Origin of the sequence: Paenarthrobacter sp. AMU7, from assembly GCF_041200195.1 — a bacterium.
Classification (GTDB): Bacteria; Actinomycetota; Actinomycetes; order Actinomycetales; family Micrococcaceae; genus Arthrobacter.
This window is the reverse complement of sequence record NZ_CP165735.1, coordinates 295,204-321,064: the sequence shown is the minus strand read 5'-3', so window position 1 is coordinate 321,064 and position 25,861 is coordinate 295,204. Positions and strand designations below refer to the sequence as shown.

The following is a 25,861-nucleotide window of genomic DNA, read 5'->3' as shown; positions in this document are numbered from 1 at the left end:
TGTTCCGGTGAGGGAACGCGATATTCAGACGCACGACGGCGGACGGCTCGCCTTGTACAGTTACGGCACCGAAGACGCGCCCGGGGAGCGCCGGGTGGTCCTCATCGGTGGCGCGTTCCTCACGGCACTCATTTATCGGCCCTTTTCCGTCGCGTTGGCCAAGGGCCTCGGTGATGGCTGGGCTGTGGACGTGTACGACCGCCGGGGCCGGGGCAAATCCACCGAGCAGCCGCACTGCTACTCCATGGCTACGGAGATCGCCGATGTCCGCACCATCATGGACGCCACCGGCGCCCGGAACATCTTTGGCCACAGCCTGGGTGGGTCCGTGGCCTTGAATGCAGCCCAGGCCTTTGCGGGCACGCACCACGAGCCGGACAAGCTCGCTGTCTACGACGCCGCGGTGAACATCGACGGCAGCATGGACACAGATTGGCTGGCCGGCTTCGCGGATTCGGTGGACAAAGGCGACCTCAACCGCGCGATGGCCCGGATGAAAAGGGGCATGCACCCCGGAATTGCCCTTGCACGGGTACCCGAGCCGATTCTGGCGGGACTCATGGCTGTGGTTTCGCGGACCAAAGTGAACAAGCTTTTCCGCGAGCTCATGCCCTCAGGTGTTGGTGAGCTCAAGGCTGCCTTCGAAGCCGCTGATTCTCCGCGCGACTTCTCCGTCCTGCCTCCCAGCACGCACTTCATGGTGGGCAAGAAGAGCCCCCAGTTCTACAAGGTCACCGCTGCTCGGCTGAACAGGGCCGTTCCCGGCAGCACGTTGGAGGTTTCGCCCAAGGGATTCCATGGGTCCATTCCTGCCGCAGTGAACGAACTCGTCTCGGATATCTCGGACTACTTCAAACGCTGACTGCTTCTCCACACTGACTGCTTTTCCACATATGGGGCGGCATGCTGCCTGCATTCAGGTGGCTCGGTTAGGCTCAAGTCATGACGCGCGACATCATCATGACCCACGACGGCGGACACCTCGAAGTACTCACCACGGGCGGTGGGCTGGAAGCGGCGGGGTCCGGCGTCGTCGTCGTTCCTGCCTCAATGGTGACGGCTGCCGATTACTCGCGTTTTGCGCAGAAACTCAGCGAAGCCCTGGGCCGGCCCGTTCATACTTTCAACCGACGTGGACGCGGCGATTCATCCCCGCAGGCTGAGGATTACACGCTTGAGGCGGACATCCGGGACCTGGACGCCGTCATGAAACACACCTCCAGCACCGATGTTTTTGGGCACAGCTTTGGCGGCGCAGTAGCGCTGCACGCTGCGCGGACCCTGCCCGTGGAGCGGCTTGCCGTCTACGATCCTGCCGTGTCGGTCAACCACAGCGTCAAGGCCGACTGGACGCCGGATTATGAACGCGCGACGGCGGCGGGAGACTATGACCGCGCCCTCGCCGTCCTGATCAAGGGCGTGGAGACCGGCGGCGCCTTCGCACGCATGCCATTGTCCATGCTGACCCTGGCCAACAAGCTGGCCGCCGGTACGCCTTTGGGCAAGCAGATGCGCGAACTGATGACCTGCGGTGTCCGGGAAATTAAGGCCGTCATCGCTGCCGACATGCCCGCCGAGCCCTTCCTTGCCCTTCCACTGGAGACGCTGATCGTCGTGGGCGAAAAGAGCCCCGCCTACTTCGGTGTTGCGTGCGGCCAAATCCATGACGTCCTCTCCGGATCCAGCTACAGCATCCTCCCTGGCTCGGGACACGACGGTCCCATCAAGGCTCCGGAGAAGCTGATCTCGGAGTTGTCGGAGTTCTTCTCTGGCTAGCCGAGCTGGATGGCGGCGATGCCGGCCACCGCGATGGCCGTCAAGACCAAGCGGAGCCGGCTGAACTTTTCGTTGAAGAACACCGCGCCGATGACGCCAGCCAACAGGACACTGGTCTCGCGCAGCGCCGACACCAAGGCGAGCGGCGCCAGGCTCTGTGCCCAGACCACAATTCCGTAGGCCAGCATGGACACCAGCCCTCCGATGAATCCCGGCTTCCAGTACCGCGCCACTCGTCGTGGGAAAGAACGGCGTTCGGAGGCCATGCGCCAGCAGATCAAGGGAATCACCATGCCCTGCAGCAGGAAGAGCCACGAGACATAGGCCATCGGTTGCCCGGAAACCCGGACTCCCACACCGTCCACCACGGTATAAGCCGCGATGGCTGCCCCCGTGAGCACAGCGAAGAAGGTGCCCTGACGGTTCCTGCCGGCGCGGGCCGTTGCACTGTGTTTTGTGAGGGCCAGGCTCAGCAAGGAACCAGCGACGACCGCGACCCCCGCCAGTTGCCAGAAACTCAGTTTCTCTGCCAGGAAAGTGGTGGCGACCCCCGTGACCAACAGGACGGCAAGGCCGCGGGCCAGCGGATAAACCTGGGAGAATTCGCCGTGCTTGTAGGACGTGATCAGCAGGATGAGATAGCAGGTCTGCAAGGCCGCCGACGCCACGACATAGGGCCACGCTGCTGTGGGGGAACTCCGAAAACCGCTGCCCCCACCAGGCCGGACATGAGATAGGCCAAGGCAATCATGGTGGACGAGGCAAGCCGGTCCGGAATCGCCTTGGCCAACGCATTCCACGCGCTGTGGAGGACCGCCGCCAGGAGAACTGCCGCTGTCACCGTAAGTGTCAACGGGAAGCTGCCGTTGTTGCGGGTCGCTCCTGCGGGTCAGTCCTGGCACCGAAGGCGAGCCCTTCAGTGTCCCCTGTTGCAACACCAGAGGTTGCCAGTACTTGGGCGAAGATGTCGGCATGGTCCACGGCCATGACGTTCCGGGGCACGCTTGCGCCGCAGGCAGCGATCCAGGCTGTACGCTCGTCCTCGGTCTCTCCCCCGTGACCACCGGCATCGACGTGTCCGTGGTCAGTCACCACTATGACGGTCCAGTGTTCGTCACCACGACGAGGCCTCGACTCAATAGCTTCCAACAGGCTATTGACGCGGGAGTCGCAGCGTTGAATGGCTGAAAGGTAGCCGATACCCGTGCCGTTGTTATGGGCTTCGACGTCAGCCTCGCCAAAGTACACAAAGGATGCCGCAAGGTCCTCGTGTTCCAACCGTCCGGCTGCATAATCTGCGACGGCGTTGTCGGCAGCGGCCCAGCTGCCGGCGTCGTTCGCTTCTTCAGGGTCCTCCTCCGGCACCCAACCACGGGAAGAGAAGAGAGGCCCGCACGCTGTGGGTGCCGCCACAGGAAACCAGCTCGCGGCAACCATCGTGTGCAATTCCGGCCGGGCCCCACGCAGCACCGCGGTGAAGTCCTGGTAGGCATCGAGCTCCGGTGGATGGTCACTGTTCCCGGTGACCTTGTGCCGGTCCGCATAAACCCCGGTGGCCACCGTGGCCCACACTGGCCCGGAAATAGTGGCATTCTTCCCGTGAACGCTGACGGGGAGCAGGAAGCCGTTCCGGGCAATCTGGTCCAAGGCGGGTGTCACCGCTGACAGGAGGCGGTCGTAACGGACACCGTCGATTCCTACTACCAGGACGTGGGGATCATTCTTCACAGCAATGACGGTACGTGGCTTCTGAGGCGACACATAGGGGACGCCACTCACGCCTATAGGAGACTTAGGCCATGCCTATGAATCTCACGCACCTGCGGGCGTTCCACCTCGTAGCTACCCACGGCAGTTACGTCGCTGCGGCTGCAGCGGCGAAAGTGAGCCAACCAACCCTGTCCGAGCAGGTCCGCCTTTTGGAACGGCTCCATGAGGTCCAGCTCCTGCAGCGGGCTGGACGGTCCGTGGAGCTGACGCCTTTGGGAAGAGAGCTCCTGGCAGTCACAGCCAGGTTGTTCGCCGCCGAGCTCGAAGCCGAGACCGTCCTGGCCAGGGCTCGCAACGCCATGCAAGGAGAGCTCCGCTTCGGCACCGACGCTCCCATCAACGCCGTGGGCGTGCTCAGCACCTTCCGTCGGCTGAACCCGGGAGTCAGTATCCAACTCGTCAGCGGAAACTCCGCTGAGGTACGCAGAAGAGTCCTGGCCGGGACTGTTGATGTCGGCATCATCGCCGATGAAACGCCACACCCGGACTTGATGGCGCGCCGCCTCGGTACGCAGGACCTTGTGGCCTTTGTTCGGCAGGACCACCTGTTGGCCGGCAGCAAGGTGATCCGGCTCCGGGACCTCGTAGACCACCCGCTGATCATCAGGGAGATCGGTTCCGTCACCCGTAGGTCCATCGAAACAGCGCTCTCCGCAGCCCAGCTGCAACCAGCGGAAGTACTCGAGACCGATAGCCGGGAGGCAGTTCACGCGGCAGTGATCGCCGGCCTGGGCGTTGGGGTCATCGCAGAGGATGAATTCAACGACGATCCCCGGTTGGTGCTGCTTGACTTCGTTGATTCGATACCGCCGATAACGGAGTACCTGGTATTTCGACGGGACAAGCAGCGGAGCCATGTGGTGGATGCGGTGCTGGGGTGTGTGGGTGGTTAGGGGTGGTGGTTAAAGGGGAAGAGCCCCGACCTGTGGTCGGGGCTCTTGCCTTAATGGTTGTCCGGCGGTGTCCTACTCTCCCACACCCTCCCGGGTGCAGTACCATCGGCGCTGTGGGTCTTAGCTTCCGGGTTCGGAATGGGACCGGGCGTTTCCCCCACGCTATGACCGCCGTAACTCTGTTACCCGTCCCGGCCCCCTTTTTGGTGGGGGTGGGTGGGAAGACTTTTGGTTACAACTGTGGTGTTGTTATTTAGTTGTTGGTTCCGGCAACCCTTGGTGCGGGTTGTTGTTCGGGAACCACATAGTGGACGCGTGCAGTGTGTTGTGTGGTGTAAGTTGTTGGCCTATTAGTACCGGTCAGCTTCACGAGTCTTTAGTCCTCGCTTCCACATCCGGCCTATCAACCCAGTGGTCTGGCTGGGGGCCTCTCACACATAACTGTGTATGGAAATCTCATCTTGAAGCGAGCTTCCCGCTTAGATGCTTTCAGCGGTTATCCCATCCGAACGTAGCTAATCAGCGATGCACTTGGCAGTACAACTGACACACCAGAGGTTCGTCCGTCCCGGTCCTCTCGTACTAAGGACAGCCCTTCTCAAATTTCCTGCGCGCGCAGCGGATAGGGACCGAACTGTCTCACGACGTTCTAAACCCAGCTCGCGTACCGCTTTAATGGGCGAACAGCCCAACCCTTGGGACCTACTCCAGCCCCAGGATGCGACGAGCCGACATCGAGGTGCCAAACCATGCCGTCGATATGGACTCTTGGGCAAGATCAGCCTGTTATCCCCGAGGTACCTTTTATCCGTTGAGCGACGGCCATTCCACAATGTACCGCCGGATCACTAGTCCCGACTTTCGTCCCTGCTTGAGATGTCTCTCTCACAGTCAAGCTCCCTTGTGCACTTACACTCGACACCTGATTGCCAACCAGGCTGAGGGAACCTTTGGGCGCCTCCGTTACTTTTTAGGAGGCAACCGCCCCAGTTAAACTACCCATCAGGCACTGTCCCTGACCCGGATCACGGGCCGAAGTTAGATGTCCAAAGTGACCAGAGTGGTATTTCAACGATGACTCCACCCGAACTGGCGTCCGGGTTTCAACGTCTCCCACCTATCCTACACAAGCCACTCCGAACACCAATACCAAACTATAGTAAAGGTCTCGGGGTCTTTCCGTCCTGCTGCGCGTAACGAGCATCTTTACTCGTACTGCAATTTCGCCGAGTTTATGGTTGAGACAGCGGGGAAGTCGTTACTCCATTCGTGCAGGTCGGAACTTACCCGACAAGGAATTTCGCTACCTTAGGATGGTTATAGTTACCACCGCCGTTTACTGGGGCTTAAATTCTCAGCTTCGCCACACAAGGTGGCTAACCGGTCCTCTTAACCTTCCAGCACCGGGCAGGAGTCAGTCCGTATACATCGTCTTGCGACTTCGCACGGACCTGTGTTTTTAGTAAACAGTCGCTTCCCCCTGGTCTCTGCGGCCCACACCCGCTCACGGAGAGCAAGTCTCCATCACGGGGCAGGCCCCCCTTCTCCCGAAGTTACGGGGGCATTTTGCCGAGTTCCTTAACCATAATTCTCTCGATCGCCTTGGTATTCTCTACCTGATCACCTGTGTCGGTTTGGGGTACGGGCGGCTAAAACCTCGCGTCGATGCTTTTCTAGGCAGCATAGGATCACCGGATCCCCCCATACGGGAGTCCCATCAGATCTCAGGAACGTGCTCGAAGCACACAGGAACGGATTTGCCTATCCCTGACCCTACATCCTTAGACCGGGGCAACCATCGCCCGGCCCGGCTACCTTCCTGCGTCACACCTGTTAATACGCTTACCTCCCGGGATCAGGTCCCGCGCTCGGCCAAAACCCACAACACCACAAGGGTGAGCGGGCAGGCTCCGGGCGGTTAGTATCCCCCGCTTGGCATGGGCGGTTTTTCGCCGGTACGGGAATATCAACCCGTTGTCCATCGACTACGCCTGTCGGCCTCGCCTTAGGTCCCGACTTACCCAGGGCAGATTAGCTTGACCCTGGAACCCTTGATCATTCGGCGGACGGGTTTCTCACCCGTCTTTCGCTACTCATGCCTGCATTCTCACTCGTGTAGGCTCCACCGCTGGTTTCCACCGCGACTTCACTGCCCACACGACGCTCCCCTACCACTCCACACCCCTGAACCACGAAGGCTAGGGCAATGTGTGAAATCCACAACTTCGGCGGTGTACTTGAGCCCCGCTACATTGTCGGCGCGGAATCACTTGACCAGTGAGCTATTACGCACTCTTTCAAGGATGGCTGCTTCTAAGCCAACCTCCTGGTTGTCTTCGCAACTCCACATCCTTTCCCACTTAGCACACGCTTAGGGGCCTTAGTTGGTGGTCTGGGCTGTTTCCCTCTCGACTATGAAGCTTATCCCCCACAGTCTCACTGCTGCGCTCTCACTTACCGGCATTCGGAGTTTGGCTGACGTCAGTAACCTTGTAGGGCCCATCGGCCATCCAGTAGCTCTACCTCCGGCAAGAAACACGCAACGCTGCACCTAAATGCATTTCGGGGAGAACCAGCTATCACGGAGTTTGATTGGCCTTTCACCCCTACCCACAGCTCATCCCCTCCATTTTCAACTGAAGTGGGTTCGGTCCTCCACGACGTCTTACCGTCGCTTCAACCTGGCCATGGGTAGATCACTCCGCTTCGGGTCTAGATCACGCCACTACACTCGCCCTGTTCAGACTCGCTTTCGCTACGGCTACCCCACACGGGTTAACCTCGCGACGTAACACTAACTCGCAGGCTCATTCTTCAAAAGGCACGCCGTCACAACTACTATGCGATCACTCGCGGTTGCTCCGACGGATTGTAAGCACACGGTTTCAGGTACTGTTTCACTCCCCTCCCGGGGTACTTTTCACCTTTCCCTCACGGTACTGGTCCGCTATCGGTCATTAGGAAGTATTTAGGCTTATCAGGTGGTCCTGACAGATTCGCACGGGATTTCTCGGGCCCCGTGCTACTTGGGATACTCTCCAGGCTGCACACAACATTACGGTTACGGGGCTCCCACCCTCTCTGGCCGGCCTTTCAAGACCGTTCACCTATGCCTGCACATCACCCCAACGGTCCGGCAGAACCATCACGGAAAGTCCCACAACCCCGCCCATGCAACGCCCGCCGGCTATCACACATGGAACGGTTTAGCCTGATCCGCGTTCGCTCGCCACTACTAACGGAATCACTATTGTTTTCTCTTCCTGCGGGTACTGAGATGTTTCACTTCCCCGCGTTCCCCCCACGCACCCTATGTGTTCAGATGCGGGTCACACAATCACCTTGCAGCGTTGTGCGGGGTTTCCCCATTCGGACATCCTGGGATCAACGCTCGGTTATCAACTCCCCCAGGCTTATCGCAGATTCCTACGTCCTTCTTCGGCTCCTAATGCCAAGGCATCCACCGTGTGCCCTTAAAAACTTGACCACACAAAGATCAAAAACTTACTCGAGAGAACCACGACCACAAGGGCCAGGTTCATTCATAAGAAATTGCTGTAGAAACACACACACCAACCCCGAAAGGCCAGCCATGCATGTCTCAGATGCTCGCGTCCACTATGTAGTTCTCAAACAACAACCCCATCAACCAGACCACCACCACCCCACACAGGGACACGCGGCAGAACCGGAAGCAGGAACAAAAGAAACACCAGAACGATGCCCTCTGCATTGCTGCAAAAAGGTCCTGTTGCCTCAGGACCCAACAGTGCGCCAAACACAACCCCCACAAACCATGCACCCCGGCAGCGTTCCCAACAACACCCACCCCCACAAAAAGCAGAGACACATGCTGCCGTACTGGCACCAGGACACAACCGGTAAAGGCCATGCCAAACAAGTTTGATTCGTTGATATTCCACCCATGAGCACCCACCGCAGAACAGACGCCTGCGCAATGGGCAACACTGACAACCACCACGAACTGCATACACAGAACACGGAACAGCTGCTAGCAGCTCCTTAGAAAGGAGGTGATCCAGCCGCACCTTCCGGTACGGCTACCTTGTTACGACTTAGTCCCAATCGCCGGTCCCACCTTCGACGGCTCCCCCCACAAGGGTTAGGCCACCGGCTTCGGGTGTTACCAACTTTCGTGACTTGACGGGCGGTGTGTACAAGGCCCGGGAACGTATTCACCGCAGCGTTGCTGATCTGCGATTACTAGCGACTCCGACTTCATGGGGTCGAGTTGCAGACCCCAATCCGAACTGAGACCGGCTTTTTGGGATTAGCTCCACCTCACAGTATCGCAACCCTTTGTACCGGCCATTGTAGCATGCGTGAAGCCCAAGACATAAGGGGCATGATGATTTGACGTCGTCCCCACCTTCCTCCGAGTTGACCCCGGCAGTCTCCTATGAGTCCCCGCCATAACGCGCTGGCAACATAGAACGAGGGTTGCGCTCGTTGCGGGACTTAACCCAACATCTCACGACACGAGCTGACGACAACCATGCACCACCTGTAAACCGACCGCAAGCGGGGCACCTGTTTCCAGGTATTACCGGTTCATGTCAAGCCTTGGTAAGGTTCTTCGCGTTGCATCGAATTAATCCGCATGCTCCGCCGCTTGTGCGGGCCCCCGTCAATTCCTTTGAGTTTTAGCCTTGCGGCCGTACTCCCCAGGCGGGGCACTTAATGCGTTAGCTACGGCGCGGAAAACGTGGAATGTCCCCCACACCTAGTGCCCAACGTTTACGGCATGGACTACCAGGGTATCTAATCCTGTTCGCTCCCCATGCTTTCGCTCCTCAGCGTCAGTTACAGCCCAGAGACCTGCCTTCGCCATCGGTGTTCCTCCTGATATCTGCGCATTTCACCGCTACACCAGGAATTCCAGTCTCCCCTACTGCACTCTAGTCTGCCCGTACCCACTGCAGAACCGGAGTTGAGCCCCGGTCTTTCACAGCAGACGCGACAAACCGCCTACGAGCTCTTTACGCCCAATAATTCCGGATAACGCTTGCGCCCTACGTATTACCGCGGCTGCTGGCACGTAGTTAGCCGGCGCTTCTTCTGCAGGTACCGTCACTTTCGCTTCTTCCCTACTGAAAGAGGTTTACAACCCGAAGGCCGTCATCCCTCACGCGGCGTCGCTGCATCAGGCTTGCGCCCATTGTGCAATATTCCCCACTGCTGCCTCCCGTAGGAGTCTGGGCCGTGTCTCAGTCCCAGTGTGGCCGGTCACCCTCTCAGGCCGGCTACCCGTCGTCGCCTTGGTAGGCCATTACCCCACCAACAAGCTGATAGGCCGCGAGTCCATCCAAAACCACAAAAGCTTTCCACCACCTGACATGCGTCAGACGGTCATATCCGGTATTAGACCCAGTTTCCCAGGCTTATCCCAGAGTCAAGGGCAGGTTACTCACGTGTTACTCACCCGTTCGCCACTAATCCCCCAGCAAGCTGGGATCATCGTTCGACTTGCATGTGTTAAGCACGCCGCCAGCGTTCATCCTGAGCCAGGATCAAACTCTCCGTTGAAGTAAAACAAATCAAACAGACACAACCACACCCACCGGAAATAACGGCCGGCACGGCTGCACAAAATTCGAAACCAGCTGAAAACCAGACCACCACACACGGGGGTGCGCAATGATCCAGCCATAATTTCAACCAATCAATAAAACAATCGGTATCAACAAACTTGGCACACTATTGAGTTCTCAAACAACAGACCCCCCAAAACATCACCCACAGCACACCACACAAAGCAGCGCACCCAACAGGGCCATTGGAAAAGAAGAGTTATTTTTGGCCGCCTACCGAACCGTACACACCTTCCGGCTTTCCGTTTCGCACCCGGCGACTCAGAAAACAATACACGCCCCCAACCCCCAACGCAAATCCACCCCCACACCCAACCCCACCCACCCCCAAAACCCCACCAAACCGCCGTCGAACGCGCCGGACGTCAGGGCATCAGCTCCGCCGCACGGCAGGGAAGATATGCAGCGTGGCTGCAGCGCACTGCACAGTTATGGGTCGCAATCAGCGGGCCAATGACGTTGACGCCGCCTGGTGGGAGGATGGAACGCATGGAACTGCACATCACGGGAGATGCCGCCGCCGACAGACTGCTCAGTGACGACGCTTTTGCGTTGCTCACGGGCATGTTGCTCGATCAACAGGTCACCATGGAATCTGCCTTTGCTGGCCCTGAGAAGATTCGTGCCCGCCTCGGGTCCTTGGATCCAGCCACCATCGCTGAGCACGATCCCATTGGTTTCGTCGAAGTATTCAAGGAGAAGCCGGCCGTCCATCGCTTCCCCGGTTCCATGGCCGGCAGGGTCCAGGCACTGGCGGAAACGGTCCACAGCGACTGGAATGGTGATGCTGCCTCGATCTGGACCCGCGGCAACCCCGACGGTCCCGAGGTACTGCGCCGACTTAAAGCGTTGCCAGGCTTCGGCGAGCAGAAGGCGAAGATCTTCCTGGCCCTGCTTGGCAAGCAATGCGGCCTTCAAGCCGATGGATGGCGGGAAGCCGCCGGCCACTACGGCGAGGAAGGATCGTACTTGTCCGTTGCCGACATCGTGGATCCACAGTCCTTGATCAAGGTACGTGCCAGCAAACAGGCAGCAAAGGCAGCGGCGAAGGCCGCGAAGTCGTCCAACGCCTAGTTCGCGCCGACCTTACCTATCGCCGTTTGGGCAGGGCCCTCCGGATTCCCACCGTTGTGCCACTTCCTTCTCGAACTCGGCAGATCGTCGCGTTTTCCACATAACTGCGTTCCGTCCTTACAGTGGCCCCCTCCCCGCTGGAAGAGTGGGCGCATGGAGCGGACTCGGGAAAGGTCAGCGAGCGACGCTGTAATCGCGCGTTTTCCTGTGCCACGGGTCGCGTCCGCCTAAGATCCGCCCCAGCACGACCTTTGGCGCTGGGACGTTCAATGATGTGGGAGATATTGGGCACGTCGCCGAAGCGAAAACCCGTCCAACACGACACGGTCCCTTACGGTTGGCCAGTGTGCGCGTGCCGGTATGCAGCGAAGGGCCCGACAGTCTTCTCGTGCCTGGAGCGCCGGAACCCATGCAATACCCGCCCGGTGAGAGCCGAAGAAACGCGTTAACCTTCGGCGTTGGCCAGGATTGATGCGGACAGGTGAAATGCCGGAGACTGGTGGTCAGTTGAATTACCCCTGCCGGTCCTGTAACGGATTTCTGCTTATGAATCATTCTCCGTCAAGCCCAACAGATAGCGGACGTAGGGACGTCCGGAATCTTCAAAGATCCCACGACCGGTGATCTTCCAACCCGCTTTTTCATATAACTCACGCGCAGACGAGTTCTCATTCAACACCCTTAGGGACACCTCAGTGAAACCTTCAGCTGAGAGCGACTGAGTGATGTTTGCAAGCAACGCCCGCCCCAGTCCGCCGGATTGGCTAGCGGGGTCCACGGCAAGCAGCGCGAGGTGAGCCGTCCGGGCAGCACCTGTCGGCGTCTCATCTAGGGCCAGAGTAAACCCGTTCGTTCCTGAACGGCATTCTGCGATGGAAAGGATACTTCCCGGGATGGTGAGTTTGGCCAACGCTTTCCGCTTCATCTCCGGATCGCTGGGTGTGCCATCACGAAAGGCGATAGCCCGCATCCAAAGCTCTGCGCACCCAAGGAAATCCCCCGCGGTTCCCGCACGAAGAGTCGACGGCGTGGGGAGTCTCCTGTTTCTGTTCAACACTTCCACTCTCAACATTTGTAGCGCATACGGCAAACCGTACTCAGCATAGGCCTGCCCGCCGAGGTAGATGCCATTGGTGCCATCGAACCGAAATGATCAGCTTTGCAAAACAAGATTGCCAGGTGCGGCATCTGAAGCAGGAGCCAACACAGCAGGAGCTCCAACCGCTCAGGGCCGCGACGAAAGAAGTTACGAAGCAGAAGAATCGTCCGTTTAGTGGGCCTGGTTTGGCATCTGGCTGGGTGTTGGTGTTACCCGCTGCCGTAAGGCTCCTGCACCACACCGTAGGCGGTGCGTTGGTGGACCAGAGTTCTCGTGTTGGGTGGTTAAAGGGGAAGAGCCCCGACCTGTGGTCGGGGCTCTTGCCTTAATGGTTGTCCGGCGGTGTCCTACTCTCCCACACCCTCCCGGGTGCAGTACCATCGGCGCTGTGGGTCTTAGCTTCCGGGTTCGGAATGGGACCGGGCGTTTCCCCCACGCTATGACCGCCGTAACTCTGTTACCCGTCCCGGCCCCCTTTTTGGTGGGGGTGGGTGGGAAGACTTTTGGTTACAACTGTGGTGTTGTTATTTAGTTGTTGGTTCCGGCAACCCTTGGTGCGGGTTGTTGTTCGGGAACCACATAGTGGACGCGTGCAGTGTGTTGTGTGGTGTAAGTTGTTGGCCTATTAGTACCGGTCAGCTTCACGAGTCTTTAGTCCTCGCTTCCACATCCGGCCTATCAACCCAGTGGTCTGGCTGGGGGCCTCTCACACATAAATGTGTATGGAAATCTCATCTTGAAGCGAGCTTCCCGCTTAGATGCTTTCAGCGGTTATCCCATCCGAACGTAGCTAATCAGCGATGCACTTGGCAGTACAACTGACACACCAGAGGTTCGTCCGTCCCGGTCCTCTCGTACTAAGGACAGCCCTTCTCAAATTTCCTGCGCGCGCAGCGGATAGGGACCGAACTGTCTCACGACGTTCTAAACCCAGCTCGCGTACCGCTTTAATGGGCGAACAGCCCAACCCTTGGGACCTACTCCAGCCCCAGGATGCGACGAGCCGACATCGAGGTGCCAAACCATGCCGTCGATATGGACTCTTGGGCAAGATCAGCCTGTTATCCCCGAGGTACCTTTTATCCGTTGAGCGACGGCCATTCCACAATGTACCGCCGGATCACTAGTCCCGACTTTCGTCCCTGCTTGAGATGTCTCTCTCACAGTCAAGCTCCCTTGTGCACTTACACTCGACACCTGATTGCCAACCAGGCTGAGGGAACCTTTGGGCGCCTCCGTTACTTTTTAGGAGGCAACCGCCCCAGTTAAACTACCCATCAGGCACTGTCCCTGACCCGGATCACGGGCCGAAGTTAGATGTCCAAAGTGACCAGAGTGGTATTTCAACGATGACTCCACCCGAACTGGCGTCCGGGTTTCAACGTCTCCCACCTATCCTACACAAGCCACTCCGAACACCAATACCAAACTATAGTAAAGGTCTCGGGGTCTTTCCGTCCTGCTGCGCGTAACGAGCATCTTTACTCGTACTGCAATTTCGCCGAGTTTATGGTTGAGACAGCGGGGAAGTCGTTACTCCATTCGTGCAGGTCGGAACTTACCCGACAAGGAATTTCGCTACCTTAGGATGGTTATAGTTACCACCGCCGTTTACTGGGGCTTAAATTCTCAGCTTCGCCACACAAGGTGGCTAACCGGTCCTCTTAACCTTCCAGCACCGGGCAGGAGTCAGTCCGTATACATCGTCTTGCGACTTCGCACGGACCTGTGTTTTTAGTAAACAGTCGCTTCCCCCTGGTCTCTGCGGCCCACACCCGCTCACGGAGAGCAAGTCTCCATCACGGGGCAGGCCCCCCTTCTCCCGAAGTTACGGGGGCATTTTGCCGAGTTCCTTAACCATAATTCTCTCGATCGCCTTGGTATTCTCTACCTGATCACCTGTGTCGGTTTGGGGTACGGGCGGCTAAAACCTCGCGTCGATGCTTTTCTAGGCAGCATAGGATCACCGGATCCCCCCATACGGGAGTCCCATCAGATCTCAGGAACGTGCTCGAAGCACACAGGAACGGATTTGCCTATCCCTGACCCTACATCCTTAGACCGGGGCAACCATCGCCCGGCCCGGCTACCTTCCTGCGTCACACCTGTTAATACGCTTACCTCCCGGGATCAGGTCCCGCGCTCGGCCAAAACCCACAACACCACAAGGGTGAGCGGGCAGGCTCCGGGCGGTTAGTATCCCCCGCTTGGCATGGGCGGTTTTTCGCCGGTACGGGAATATCAACCCGTTGTCCATCGACTACGCCTGTCGGCCTCGCCTTAGGTCCCGACTTACCCAGGGCAGATTAGCTTGACCCTGGAACCCTTGATCATTCGGCGGACGGGTTTCTCACCCGTCTTTCGCTACTCATGCCTGCATTCTCACTCGTGTAGGCTCCACCGCTGGTTTCCACCGCGACTTCACTGCCCACACGACGCTCCCCTACCACTCCACACCCCTGAACCACGAAGGCTAGGGCAATGTGTGAAATCCACAACTTCGGCGGTGTACTTGAGCCCCGCTACATTGTCGGCGCGGAATCACTTGACCAGTGAGCTATTACGCACTCTTTCAAGGATGGCTGCTTCTAAGCCAACCTCCTGGTTGTCTTCGCAACTCCACATCCTTTCCCACTTAGCACACGCTTAGGGGCCTTAGTTGGTGGTCTGGGCTGTTTCCCTCTCGACTATGAAGCTTATCCCCCACAGTCTCACTGCTGCGCTCTCACTTACCGGCATTCGGAGTTTGGCTGACGTCAGTAACCTTGTAGGGCCCATCGGCCATCCAGTAGCTCTACCTCCGGCAAGAAACACGCAACGCTGCACCTAAATGCATTTCGGGGAGAACCAGCTATCACGGAGTTTGATTGGCCTTTCACCCCTACCCACAGCTCATCCCCTCCATTTTCAACTGAAGTGGGTTCGGTCCTCCACGACGTCTTACCGTCGCTTCAACCTGGCCATGGGTAGATCACTCCGCTTCGGGTCTAGATCACGCCACTACACTCGCCCTGTTCAGACTCGCTTTCGCTACGGCTACCCCACACGGGTTAACCTCGCGACGTAACACTAACTCGCAGGCTCATTCTTCAAAAGGCACGCCGTCACAACTACTATGCGATCACTCGCGGTTGCTCCGACGGATTGTAAGCACACGGTTTCAGGTACTGTTTCACTCCCCTCCCGGGGTACTTTTCACCTTTCCCTCACGGTACTGGTCCGCTATCGGTCATTAGGAAGTATTTAGGCTTATCAGGTGGTCCTGACAGATTCGCACGGGATTTCTCGGGCCCCGTGCTACTTGGGATACTCTCCAGGCTGCACACAACATTACGGTTACGGGGCTCCCACCCTCTCTGGCCGGCCTTTCAAGACCGTTCACCTATGCCTGCACATCACCCCAACGGTCCGGCAGAACCATCACGGAAAGTCCCACAACCCCGCCCATGCAACGCCCGCCGGCTATCACACATGGAACGGTTTAGCCTGATCCGCGTTCGCTCGCCACTACTAACGGAATCACTATTGTTTTCTCTTCCTGCGGGTACTGAGATGTTTCACTTCCCCGCGTTCCCCCCACGCACCCTATGTGTTCAGATGCGGGTCACACAATCACCTTGCAGCGTTGTGCGGGGTTTCCCCATTCGGACATCCTGGGATCAACGCTCGGTTATCAACTCCCCCAGGCTTATCGCAGATTCCTACGTCCTTCTTCGGCTCCTAATGCCAAGGCATCCACCGTGTGCCCTTAAAAACTTGACCACACAAAGATCAAAAACTTACTCGAGAGAACCACGACCACAAGGGCCAGGTTCATTCATAAGAAATTGCTGTAGAAACACACACACCAACCCCGAAAGGCCAGCCATGCATGTCTCAGATGCTCGCGTCCACTATGTAGTTCTCAAACAACAACCCCATCAACCAGACCACCACCACCCCACACAGGGACACGCGGCAGAACCGGAAGCAGGAACAAAAGAAACACCAGAACGATGCCCTCTGCATTGCTGCAAAAAGGTCCTGTTGCCTCAGGACCCAACAGTGCGCCAAACACAACCCCCACAAACCATGCACCCCGGCAGCGTTCCCAACAACACCCACCCCCACAAAAAGCAGAGACACATGCTGCCGTACTGGCACCAGGACACAACCGGTAAAGGCCATGCCAAACAAGTTTGATTCGTTGATATTCCACCCATGAGCACCCACCGCAGAACAGACGCCTGCGCAATGGGCAACACTGACAACCACCACGAACTGCATACACAGAACACGGAACAGCTGCTAGCAGCTCCTTAGAAAGGAGGTGATCCAGCCGCACCTTCCGGTACGGCTACCTTGTTACGACTTAGTCCCAATCGCCGGTCCCACCTTCGACGGCTCCCCCCACAAGGGTTAGGCCACCGGCTTCGGGTGTTACCAACTTTCGTGACTTGACGGGCGGTGTGTACAAGGCCCGGGAACGTATTCACCGCAGCGTTGCTGATCTGCGATTACTAGCGACTCCGACTTCATGGGGTCGAGTTGCAGACCCCAATCCGAACTGAGACCGGCTTTTTGGGATTAGCTCCACCTCACAGTATCGCAACCCTTTGTACCGGCCATTGTAGCATGCGTGAAGCCCAAGACATAAGGGGCATGATGATTTGACGTCGTCCCCACCTTCCTCCGAGTTGACCCCGGCAGTCTCCTATGAGTCCCCGCCATAACGCGCTGGCAACATAGAACGAGGGTTGCGCTCGTTGCGGGACTTAACCCAACATCTCACGACACGAGCTGACGACAACCATGCACCACCTGTAAACCGACCGCAAGCGGGGCACCTGTTTCCAGGTATTACCGGTTCATGTCAAGCCTTGGTAAGGTTCTTCGCGTTGCATCGAATTAATCCGCATGCTCCGCCGCTTGTGCGGGCCCCCGTCAATTCCTTTGAGTTTTAGCCTTGCGGCCGTACTCCCCAGGCGGGGCACTTAATGCGTTAGCTACGGCGCGGAAAACGTGGAATGTCCCCCACACCTAGTGCCCAACGTTTACGGCATGGACTACCAGGGTATCTAATCCTGTTCGCTCCCCATGCTTTCGCTCCTCAGCGTCAGTTACAGCCCAGAGACCTGCCTTCGCCATCGGTGTTCCTCCTGATATCTGCGCATTTCACCGCTACACCAGGAATTCCAGTCTCCCCTACTGCACTCTAGTCTGCCCGTACCCACTGCAGAACCGGAGTTGAGCCCCGGTCTTTCACAGCAGACGCGACAAACCGCCTACGAGCTCTTTACGCCCAATAATTCCGGATAACGCTTGCGCCCTACGTATTACCGCGGCTGCTGGCACGTAGTTAGCCGGCGCTTCTTCTGCAGGTACCGTCACTTTCGCTTCTTCCCTACTGAAAGAGGTTTACAACCCGAAGGCCGTCATCCCTCACGCGGCGTCGCTGCATCAGGCTTGCGCCCATTGTGCAATATTCCCCACTGCTGCCTCCCGTAGGAGTCTGGGCCGTGTCTCAGTCCCAGTGTGGCCGGTCACCCTCTCAGGCCGGCTACCCGTCGTCGCCTTGGTAGGCCATTACCCCACCAACAAGCTGATAGGCCGCGAGTCCATCCAAAACCACAAAAGCTTTCCACCACCTGACATGCGTCAGACGGTCATATCCGGTATTAGACCCAGTTTCCCAGGCTTATCCCAGAGTCAAGGGCAGGTTACTCACGTGTTACTCACCCGTTCGCCACTAATCCCCCAGCAAGCTGGGATCATCGTTCGACTTGCATGTGTTAAGCACGCCGCCAGCGTTCATCCTGAGCCAGGATCAAACTCTCCGTTGAAGTAAAACAAATCAAACAGACACAACCACACCCACCGGAAATAACGGCCGGCACGGCTGCACAAAATTCGAAACCAGCTGAAAACCAGACCACCACACACGGGGGTGCGCAATGATCCAGCCATAATTTCAACCAATCAATAAAACAATCGGTATCAACAAACTTGGCACACTATTGAGTTCTCAAACAACAGACACTACCGGCACCACCCACACCCACAAGGGTCCAGGATCGCTCCGGAGCAACTTTTCAAACTTACCCGAACCAGCCGCACAAAGCAAACCAGAACCCAGGCCTCCCACACCAACCAGCAGCACACAAAAGCACCACCGAAACCGGCAATTTGAAGGGAGTCGGTCGCCATCTTTCCGCATCAGCGGCGGCGACTCGAATAACTTTACACGCGCCCCACCCCCACACCAAATCCACCCCAACACCACCCAAAAATCCCGCCAACACAAGGAAAACACCCCCAAAACCACCCCACCACACCCCAAACCAACCCAAGTGAAGCCCGTCACACAACCCCGCCCCACAACAACCACCGACACCACACCACGCCACCACCGCCGTCGAACCCCAACCAAACCCAAGGAACGTGAGAGAGCGACGCCATCAAACCCGAGGAACGTGAGAGAGCGACGCCATCAAACCCGAGGGACATGAGAGAGCGACGCCATCAAACCCGCGGGATGTGAGCGAGCGTCGGAAGGGGACGCTGCACGACCGACCGCCACCCCCTTACCAAGGGCGCCACCCCCTACCAACAGCGCCACCCCGTTAACCAACAAAGCTCCCCACCACGGTGGGAGAGCTTTGCGGGAAACCGGTCGTCAGCAACCGCGGGGTCAGTGGCCGCCGTGTCCTGCGGCGCCGTCGGTCTTGCGCATCATCGCGCCGAGCACCACAGCAGCAACCGCGATAACAGTGGCGGCCATGAACGCCGCCTGCATGCCGGCGACCTGGTTCGAAGATGCAGAGACCACCGCATAGATGGACACCAGCAGCGCCGTACCGGCTGCACCGGCTACCTGCTGCGCGGTGCTGATGATCGCCGATCCGTGCGAGTAGAGGTGCGGCGGCAGCGGGTTCAGGCCAGTGGTGAACGCCGGCGTGAAGAGCAGAGCAAGGCCAAGGCTCAGGGTGACGTGCAGGGCAATAACCCAGCCAAGCGAGCTTCCCTCATCCAGGCGGGAAAACTGCCACAGCGTCAGGACCATGAGCACAGAGCCGGAGACGGTGAGCGGCAGGGGGCCAACCTTGTCGAAAATCCGTCCAATGACCGGACCCAGCAGGCCCATGGCCAAACCGCCCGGCAGCAGTGCGAGTCCAGTCTCCAACGGCTGCAGGTGCAAGGTGTTCTGCAGGTACAGCGGCAACAGAATCACACCGCCGAACAGGGCCATCATGGCTACCACCATCAGCAGCGTGGACACCGTGAACATGCGGAACTTGAAGGCACGAAGATCCAGCAGCGGGGCGTCGGACTTCTGGAGCTTGAGCTGCCGGAAGACAAAAAGTGCCAGGCAGAGGACACCAACCACCAGCGCGATCACGGGAACAACGCCGGCCTCGGCGCCCCCAATCTGGCTCAGACCGTAGACCAGGCCACCGAAAGCGGGAACAGTGAGGATAACGGAAGGCACGTCAAGCGTGGTCTTCTCGCGCTCCCCCACGTTGGTGAGGTACTTGGCACCTATCGCGAAAGCCGCCAAGGCAACAGGCAGCACGAATACGAACATGAAGCGCCAGGAGAAGTGGTCCAGGATGATGCCGGAAACGGTGGGGCCCATAGCCGGAGCAACCGAGATGGCAATGCTGACGTTGCCCATGACGGCTCCGCGTTTGGACATGGGTACCAGAGTCAGGATGGTGGTCATCAACAGCGGCAGCATGATGGCAGTGCCGCCGGCTTGAACGATGCGCGCCAGCAAAAGCACCAGGAAACCCGGCGCCAAGGCGGCCAGCAAAGTACCACCGCTGAAGAGACCCATGGCCAGCATGAACGCCCCGCGGGTGCTCATCCGCTGAAGGATGAACCCTGTCGTGGGAATGACGACGGCCATGGTCAGCATGAAGCCGGTAGCCAACCACTGCACAGTGGACGCACTCACTTGGAGGTCCGTCATGAGGCGCTGGAGGGCGACGTTCATGATGGTCTCATTGAGGATCACCACGAAGGTTGCCACCAAAAGGGTGACGATGACCGTCACGGATTCGCGGGACATCTTCCCGGAAACCGGCGCCTGCGACGCCGGAGCCGGCGGGGCCTGGTAGGGCGTTGCCTCTACAGAGGCGACCGAACCGGATGCTCCGGATTCAGGCTTGCCGTTGGCGTCGGACGTGACGTCGGTAGACATGAGGGTTCCCCAAGGGTTGGATTTGGTGTCCGGCGATCGATGCCGGTGAAGACTAGAACAGTCTAAAGGCCTATCCAATTCCCGTCAGTAGAAAAATTCCTAACGCTAGGAGAACAAAGGAGCGTTGTCGATGAGCCGCACAGGCCCCACCTTCGCAGCGATGATCGCCAGCCCTTCCCCGCGGAACGGTGTCTCCTTGCAGTTTTCGGCGAGCGGTTCCAAGGTGTTGGGGTCGACGACGTCGAAATAGTCCAGTTCCACCAACGGTTGGGATTCAACAAGCGCGACGGCGGAGTCCAGGTCCAGTGGTTCGTGCGCGGTTGCCCGGGACTCGATAAGGCGCAAAGCCCGCGACAACACAAGGGCGGCCTCTCGTTCCTCATCGGAAAGGAACCTGTTTCGGCTTGAAAGCGCCAGGCCGTCCTCACTGCGAACGATGGGCACAGGAACGATCTCCACCGGGAAGTTCAGGTCCGAGACCATCCGCTTTACCAAAGCCAACTGCTGCGCGTCCTTCTGGCCAAAGTAAGCCCGGTAGGCCGCCGTCGTGCCGTCAACGGCAGCACCTCCGGGAAGTCCGTAGTGCAGCAGCTTGGCCACTACGGTCAGGGCGCCGTCAAAGTGACCGGGGCGCGAAGCACCTTCCCATTTTTCGCCCAACGGTCCGGAGGTTACCCGCACCAGGGGCTGTCCGCCGGGATACACCTCGTCAACGGACGGCGCGAACACCAGGTCAACGCCTTCGGCGTCCAGCAGGGCCATGTCGGCGTCGAGCGTGCGCGGGTAGCGGTCCAGGTCAACGGCGTCGCCGAACTGCAGCGGGTTGACGAAGATGGTGGCCACCACCACGTCGTTCTCGGCCGCGGCGGTCCGTGCCAGTGCCGCGTGGCCTGAGTGCAGGGCACCCATGGTGGGGACCAATCCCTGCGAATTCCCGCCCTTCGATGCCAGCAAGCGTGCACTTTCAGCACGCAGTTCCGCCGCGGTGGTCACGAGTTTGATGGCCATGCTGTTCAGTGTCCTTCCGGCGACTTGGGGTCGGCACCCAAGGCTTCGTCGATCTCATTCAGTTGTTCGGGCCGCAGGAGCCCGCGGTTTTCCGCCCTGCGTGCGGTGGCCCGCGCCATGGCCTGGTAGGCCGCGAGAACATCGCCGCCCGCACCGCCGTCGTACTCTTTCAGTGCCTGGGCATGCGCGGAAACGGTACCCACATCTCCACGCGCCACCGGACCGGTCAGCGCCGATTCGCCGGATGCAAGGGCGTTCTCCAGTGTGGCGCGCAACAGCGGACCCAGCATGGACTCCGGGTTTTCGATGCCGATCTCCCGCAGCATCTGGGATGCCTGGGCCACCAGCGTGACCATGTGGTTCGAGCTATGCGCAAGGGACGCGTGGTAGAGGGTGCGGTCGGCTTCGGCAATGGCCACGGGTTCGGCACCCATCTCCACCACGAGGGCTTGAGCGATCGGCAGCATGGCCGCATCCGCGGTAACACCAAAAGTGCAATCCATGAGCCGGGTCAGGTCCAAGCTCATGCCCGTGAAAGTCATGGCCGGGTGCAGCGCCAGCGGGATCGCGCCCACCGCACGGACAGGGTTGAGGATTCCCACGCCGAACCGGCCGGACGTGTGTGCCACCAGTTGGCCCGGCTGCCAGGCGCCCAGCTTGGCGAGCCCCGCCACCAACTCCCCGAGGGCGTCGTCCGGGACGGCCAACAGCACCAGTTCCGAACGCTCCACGATGTCCTGGATCTCCAGGACCGGAACACCGGGCAGCAGGTTTTCGGCACGCTCACGGCTCGCCTCCGACACAGCAGAAACCCCGACGACGGCGTGCTCGGCCGCGCGCAAAGCGGCACCCAACACGGCACCCACCTTGCCGGCGCCGATGATTCCGACTCCGAGTCGTCCTGGCCTAGCCATCGTGGCGGTCCTCCTGTTGCGGTGAAGTGTGGGGGTGTTCCGGCTGGATTGGCCGGGCCGGCTGCGCGGATTGTGCCGGCGGGGGCGGCTGTTCCGCTGTGGTCGCAACCTCCGCTGCGGCTGCAACCTCCGGGGCCTGCGGTGCCACCTGCGCCAGCCACTGCTCGCTCGTCTGCCGTTTCCGGGCTTCCCGGGCGCGGGCAGCCTGTTGGTCGAAGAGTTCCACGGCCTGGGCCGCATCAGCTTGGAAGACCCTGGGAGAAACAGGTCCGGCGGTGGTGTGGAGGACAAGGTCGGCCACTCCGAAGCGGCGAGCCAGCGGCCCCTGGTGGAGCGCCATGGACTGCGTCCGCTGATGCGGCACAAGGACCAGCGTGTGCCACCAACGGCCGGATCGGATCAACAACGCCGTGCGCGTGGCAAGGAATCCGTTGCGGCGCCGGCCAAGTGGAGCAAGCAACCGTGCGCGGCGGGGTGTGGTGACAAATTCATCTGTCGGGGCGGCGTCGGGCGCGGCCGGAGCCAACCCATCCAGTCCGGCCGTGAAGACGCGCTCCGGGTCCTCAACCCCCGGGTCCGGCAGCACCAAGGACATCATCCGCAGGACATCGGGCTTCATTCCGACGGGCAGCAGCATGGTCCGGGCGGCACCCTCGGTACTGCCCGATACCCCATAACCCGCCACGTTGACGTGCATCCGGTACCAGCCAAAGATCCTCCAGAGAGGCGGCTGCGTCACCATGACTGCCTGGATGCGTCCGGGAGGCAGGGTCTGCGCCTGGGTGTCCAGGAGACCGTATCGAAGGCGGATACCGTCCGGCGAAATAGCTGCCGTGAAGTTGTAGCCCTTGTTGAAGGAATTCCAGTAGGCTGCGCCGATGCCCAGGATGCCGGGGATGAGCGCCAAGAATAGCGTCTGGTTCTCTGTGAAAACAGAGACAGCTACCACCACAGCGGCACCGACCAGGATTCCGACGGTTTGCTCGCTCAACACGAGGGATCCAATGAGCCGTGCCGGAGGCACAGACAGCACCACATGCTCGGGTGCCTCAGGAATTTCCTCTTCCTTACCGGGCTCGCTGACAACGCCGGCCGCCCGCGCAAGGATGGTGGCGCGCAATTGCTTCGCCTGGGCGAGCGGAAGGTAAGCGAGCCGCACCGCCGACTCGCCGGCGTCGGCCACTTCAAATTTGAGTTCAGCGAGGCCAAATATCCTCGCCAAGAGCGGCTGAACAATGTCGATGGCCTGGACACGGTCCAATCTGGCCTGCCGCTGCTGCTTGAACAGGAAACCAGTGTTGACGCGCACGTACCCTTCGGCCACCTGGTAACGCGTGAAGTACCAGCTCAGGATGAAACTGCCCACCGTCAACAGCAGCACCACGGCGCCGCCGGCCAAAAGCCACGGCACACGGCCGTTCAGGTTTGGATCCAGAAAATCCCTGCCCTGCAACATGCGTTCGAATGCGTCACGGCCAAAGAAGAACCCGACGGCGGCCAGCGCCACCCAGCCACGAACGAAAGGTGATGCCGGGTGGACGCGGTTCCAACCGCCGTCGACCTTTGTTTCCGGTTGATCCGGCAGGCTCACCGCCGCGTTGCCTTCCGGGCTCACAGCCCGGCCAGCCTGGCTTCTCCACGGGCCGAAAGCTGTTCGCGCAGCCGTGCGCCTTCCTCTGCCGGAAGACCAGGCAGGTGCGCGTTGGTTCCGGTCGATGCCGTGTGGAGTTTGAGCGTGCACAGTCCCAAGCTGCGTTCAACCGGACCAACCGCAACGTCCACGTACTGCATCCGGCCGTAGGGAACCACCATGGTGCGTTGGAAGAAGATGCCGCGGCGGATGAGGAGGTCGTCGTCGCGTTCTGCGTAGCCGATGGCGCGTACCTGGCGGGGAATCAACACCAGCCGCCACAGCGCCAGGACCAGCATCACTGCGGGAACCGTGATGGCGAGCCACAAAGGAGGCCAACGCCACCAACCCAGCAGCACGAATATGAGCGGCAAACTGAGGACTGTCAGCATCAGGACATTACCGATGGCCCACTCCACCAACCGCACGGTGACGTACTTCGGGGAAACCCGAAGCCACTGGACGCCGGGAGGATCAATCGCCTCGGTATGCATACTCGCCTTCGCCTTTGGTTTCGCCGCGACGGGGCCCCGGTCCGGCAGTGCCACCTTCAAGATCCTCGGGTGGGATCCGGCAGAAACGCTCCACCACGAGCCCAACCACCACCATGACCACGCCACCGCCGCCCATCAGCAAGGCGTTCCACAGTATTCCCTCGCCGCCGCGCAAGCTGCCGATCCGGAGAAGGTCCATCGAGATTCCGGCATGCCAGCCAAGAAGCAAGGTTCCCGCATAGGCGCAGGCCTGGGCAAGGATCAATGTCCTGGCCGCCAGAATCGGATTGAGCAGGTTCTTCTTCTTGCCGTTGCGCCAGCGCAGCACACGAATGCCCATGATGAGTGTGAGGCCGGCAATAACGGCCATGGTCACCAGCGCGGATACCGGCAGGACCGGGGTGGGCATGCTGAAGCGGTTGGTGGTGGCGGTTGCCAACCAGCCAATGACCGCAGCGATGACGGCGATGAGCACCAGAACCACCGGGCGCATTGCTTTCATGGCTGTTCCACTGCTCCCGTCGCAGGCACGCCGGCTACGTCGCCATAACCATCGAAGCGCCGGATATCGGGCATGTCAGCGGCGACGGCAGCCAACTCAGCAACACTGCGCCCGTTCAACTGTGCGTGCGGTTCCAACAACGACCACGGATAGAGCACGAATGCACGCTCAGCTGCCCGCGGATGGGGAAGAGTAAGAATGGGATCGTCACTGACGACGTCGCCGAACACGACGATGTCCACATCCAGCGTCCTGGGACCCCAGCGAACCTCGCGCGTACGGTGGTGCTGCTGTTCGACGTCGTGGCAATGCCTCAAGAGTTCCAGCGGGGTCAACGTGGTTTCCACGGCCATGACCATGTTCAGGAAGTCCGGCTGCCCTTCCGGACCACCGACTGCCTTGGTCTGCACCACCGAGGAAACTCCAAGGAGCCGCACCTCCGGCGGATCCACCAAGGCCGCAACCGCAGTGGAAAGGGTGTCGTTGCGCTCCCCCAGGTTACTGCCGAGGGCCAGGATGGCCTTGGTGTAGCCGGATGTCATGATCGCTCCCGGTGCACACTGACCGTAACGTCGCCGAACGGCACCTCAATGGGAGCCTTGGGCTTGTGGACGGTGACGTCGACGGCGGCCACGCCGTAGTTCGCGAGGATGCCCTCCGCGATCCTGACGGCCAGACCCTCGATCAGGTTCAAGGGCTCGCCCTCGATGTGCCGGGTGATCAGCTCGGCAACTTCACCATAGTGCGCTGTGTACTGCAGGTCATCTGTCTCCGCGGCCTTGGTGAAATCCGTGTGGAGCACTGCATCCACCACGAAAGGCTGGCCGTCACGGCGCTCAAAATCGAACACTCCGTGATAACCCACGGCGGTGACGCCCGTCAGCGTGATCCTGTCCACAGCGTTTCC

At 59.6% G+C, this 25,861-nt stretch carries 15 protein-coding genes and 6 rRNA genes; 4 read left to right on the top strand and 17 right to left on the bottom strand.

Annotated elements, in window-relative coordinates:
- The first annotated feature begins 7 nt into the window (after window positions 1-7).
- Window positions 8-862 carry an alpha/beta fold hydrolase gene (locus ABQM86_RS01530; RefSeq protein ID WP_369745770.1) on the top strand — a complete coding sequence of 285 codons (855 nt, stop codon included), beginning with the start codon at window positions 8-10 and terminating at the stop codon, window positions 860-862.
- Between the two features lie 80 nt (window positions 863-942).
- Window positions 943-1,776, top strand: coding sequence for an alpha/beta fold hydrolase (locus ABQM86_RS01525; protein ID WP_207595744.1), 834 nt, complete (start codon window positions 943-945; stop codon window positions 1,774-1,776).
- Here ABQM86_RS01525 and ABQM86_RS01520 read toward each other — a convergent pair.
- Together ABQM86_RS01520 and ABQM86_RS01515 are read right to left on the bottom strand one after the other, a co-directional pair.
- A complete protein-coding gene (locus ABQM86_RS01520) occupies window positions 1,773-2,444 on the bottom strand; it encodes an EamA family transporter (RefSeq protein ID WP_369745769.1) in 672 nt (223 codons plus the stop codon). The two genes, ABQM86_RS01525 and ABQM86_RS01520, sit on opposite strands and share 4 nt — an antisense overlap.
- A gap of 181 nt (window positions 2,445-2,625) precedes the next feature.
- A complete protein-coding gene (locus tag ABQM86_RS01515; protein WP_369745768.1) occupies window positions 2,626-3,504 on the bottom strand; it encodes an alkaline phosphatase family protein in 879 nt (292 codons plus the stop codon).
- 71 nt (window positions 3,505-3,575) lie between these two features.
- On the opposite strand from ABQM86_RS01515, the gene ABQM86_RS01510 reads away from it, so the two are divergent.
- Window positions 3,576-4,439 carry a LysR substrate-binding domain-containing protein gene (locus ABQM86_RS01510; protein ID WP_242703474.1) on the top strand — a complete coding sequence of 288 codons (864 nt, stop codon included), beginning with the start codon at window positions 3,576-3,578 and terminating at the stop codon, window positions 4,437-4,439.
- A 59-nt stretch (window positions 4,440-4,498) separates the two neighbouring features.
- Here ABQM86_RS01510 and rrf (ABQM86_RS01505) read toward each other — a convergent pair.
- The 3 genes from rrf (ABQM86_RS01505) to ABQM86_RS01495 all read right to left on the bottom strand — a co-directional run bounded on the left by rrf (ABQM86_RS01505) (window position 4,499) and on the right by ABQM86_RS01495 (window position 9,986).
- Window positions 4,499-4,615 (bottom strand): 5S ribosomal RNA (rrf, locus tag ABQM86_RS01505).
- A gap of 153 nt (window positions 4,616-4,768) precedes the next feature.
- Window positions 4,769-7,926, bottom strand: a 23S ribosomal RNA gene (locus ABQM86_RS01500).
- A gap of 540 nt (window positions 7,927-8,466) precedes the next feature.
- Window positions 8,467-9,986, bottom strand: a 16S ribosomal RNA gene (locus ABQM86_RS01495).
- Together the 16S, 23S and 5S rRNA genes form the textbook arrangement of a ribosomal RNA operon.
- Before the next feature lie 545 nt (window positions 9,987-10,531).
- Here ABQM86_RS01495 and ABQM86_RS01490 point away from each other — a divergent pair.
- Complete coding sequence (locus ABQM86_RS01490) at window positions 10,532-11,125, top strand: HhH-GPD-type base excision DNA repair protein (RefSeq protein ID WP_369745767.1); 594 nt, start codon at window positions 10,532-10,534, stop codon at window positions 11,123-11,125.
- A gap of 544 nt (window positions 11,126-11,669) precedes the next feature.
- Here the strand turns inward: ABQM86_RS01490 and ABQM86_RS01485 are convergent.
- The 12 genes from ABQM86_RS01485 to folB all read right to left on the bottom strand — a co-directional run bounded on the left by ABQM86_RS01485 (window position 11,670) and on the right by folB (window position 25,852).
- Window positions 11,670-12,095 carry a GNAT family N-acetyltransferase gene (locus ABQM86_RS01485; protein WP_369745766.1) on the bottom strand — a complete coding sequence of 142 codons (426 nt, stop codon included), beginning with the start codon at window positions 12,093-12,095 and terminating at the stop codon, window positions 11,670-11,672.
- Window positions 12,096-12,558: 463 nt separating this feature from the next.
- A 5S ribosomal RNA gene (gene rrf / locus ABQM86_RS01480) occupies window positions 12,559-12,675 on the bottom strand.
- A 153-nt stretch (window positions 12,676-12,828) separates the two neighbouring features.
- A 23S ribosomal RNA gene (locus ABQM86_RS01475) occupies window positions 12,829-15,986 on the bottom strand.
- Between the two features lie 540 nt (window positions 15,987-16,526).
- Window positions 16,527-18,046 (bottom strand): 16S ribosomal RNA (locus ABQM86_RS01470).
- Between the two features lie 848 nt (window positions 18,047-18,894).
- On the bottom strand, window positions 18,895-20,406 hold the full coding sequence (locus ABQM86_RS01465; protein WP_369745765.1) for a DHA2 family efflux MFS transporter permease subunit: 1,512 nt from the start codon (window positions 20,404-20,406) through the stop codon (window positions 18,895-18,897).
- A gap of 105 nt (window positions 20,407-20,511) precedes the next feature.
- Window positions 20,512-21,414 carry a pantoate--beta-alanine ligase gene (gene panC / locus ABQM86_RS01460; RefSeq protein ID WP_280625766.1) on the bottom strand — a complete coding sequence of 301 codons (903 nt, stop codon included), beginning with the start codon at window positions 21,412-21,414 and terminating at the stop codon, window positions 20,512-20,514.
- 5 nt (window positions 21,415-21,419) lie between these two features.
- Complete coding sequence (locus ABQM86_RS01455; RefSeq protein ID WP_369745764.1) at window positions 21,420-22,328, bottom strand: Rossmann-like and DUF2520 domain-containing protein; 909 nt, start codon at window positions 22,326-22,328, stop codon at window positions 21,420-21,422.
- Window positions 22,321-23,943 carry a PH domain-containing protein gene (locus ABQM86_RS01450; RefSeq protein WP_280625762.1) on the bottom strand — a complete coding sequence of 541 codons (1,623 nt, stop codon included), beginning with the start codon at window positions 23,941-23,943 and terminating at the stop codon, window positions 22,321-22,323. Before ABQM86_RS01450 ends, ABQM86_RS01455 begins: the two co-directional genes overlap by 8 nt.
- On the bottom strand, window positions 23,940-24,452 hold the full coding sequence (locus ABQM86_RS01445; RefSeq protein WP_207595736.1) for a PH domain-containing protein: 513 nt from the start codon (window positions 24,450-24,452) through the stop codon (window positions 23,940-23,942). The genes ABQM86_RS01450 and ABQM86_RS01445 overlap by 4 nt, the downstream gene beginning before the upstream one ends.
- On the bottom strand, window positions 24,433-24,954 hold the full coding sequence (locus tag ABQM86_RS01440) for a DUF3180 domain-containing protein (RefSeq protein ID WP_207595735.1): 522 nt from the start codon (window positions 24,952-24,954) through the stop codon (window positions 24,433-24,435). The genes ABQM86_RS01445 and ABQM86_RS01440 overlap by 20 nt, the downstream gene beginning before the upstream one ends.
- Window positions 24,951-25,496 (bottom strand): 2-amino-4-hydroxy-6-hydroxymethyldihydropteridine diphosphokinase, encoded by a 546-nt coding sequence (folK, locus tag ABQM86_RS01435; protein WP_369745763.1) that lies wholly within the window; start codon window positions 25,494-25,496, stop codon window positions 24,951-24,953. The genes ABQM86_RS01440 and folK overlap by 4 nt, the downstream gene beginning before the upstream one ends.
- Window positions 25,493-25,852 carry a dihydroneopterin aldolase gene (gene folB, locus ABQM86_RS01430; protein WP_369745762.1) on the bottom strand — a complete coding sequence of 120 codons (360 nt, stop codon included), beginning with the start codon at window positions 25,850-25,852 and terminating at the stop codon, window positions 25,493-25,495. The genes folK and folB overlap by 4 nt, the downstream gene beginning before the upstream one ends.
- Window positions 25,853-25,861: the final 9 nt, after the last annotated feature.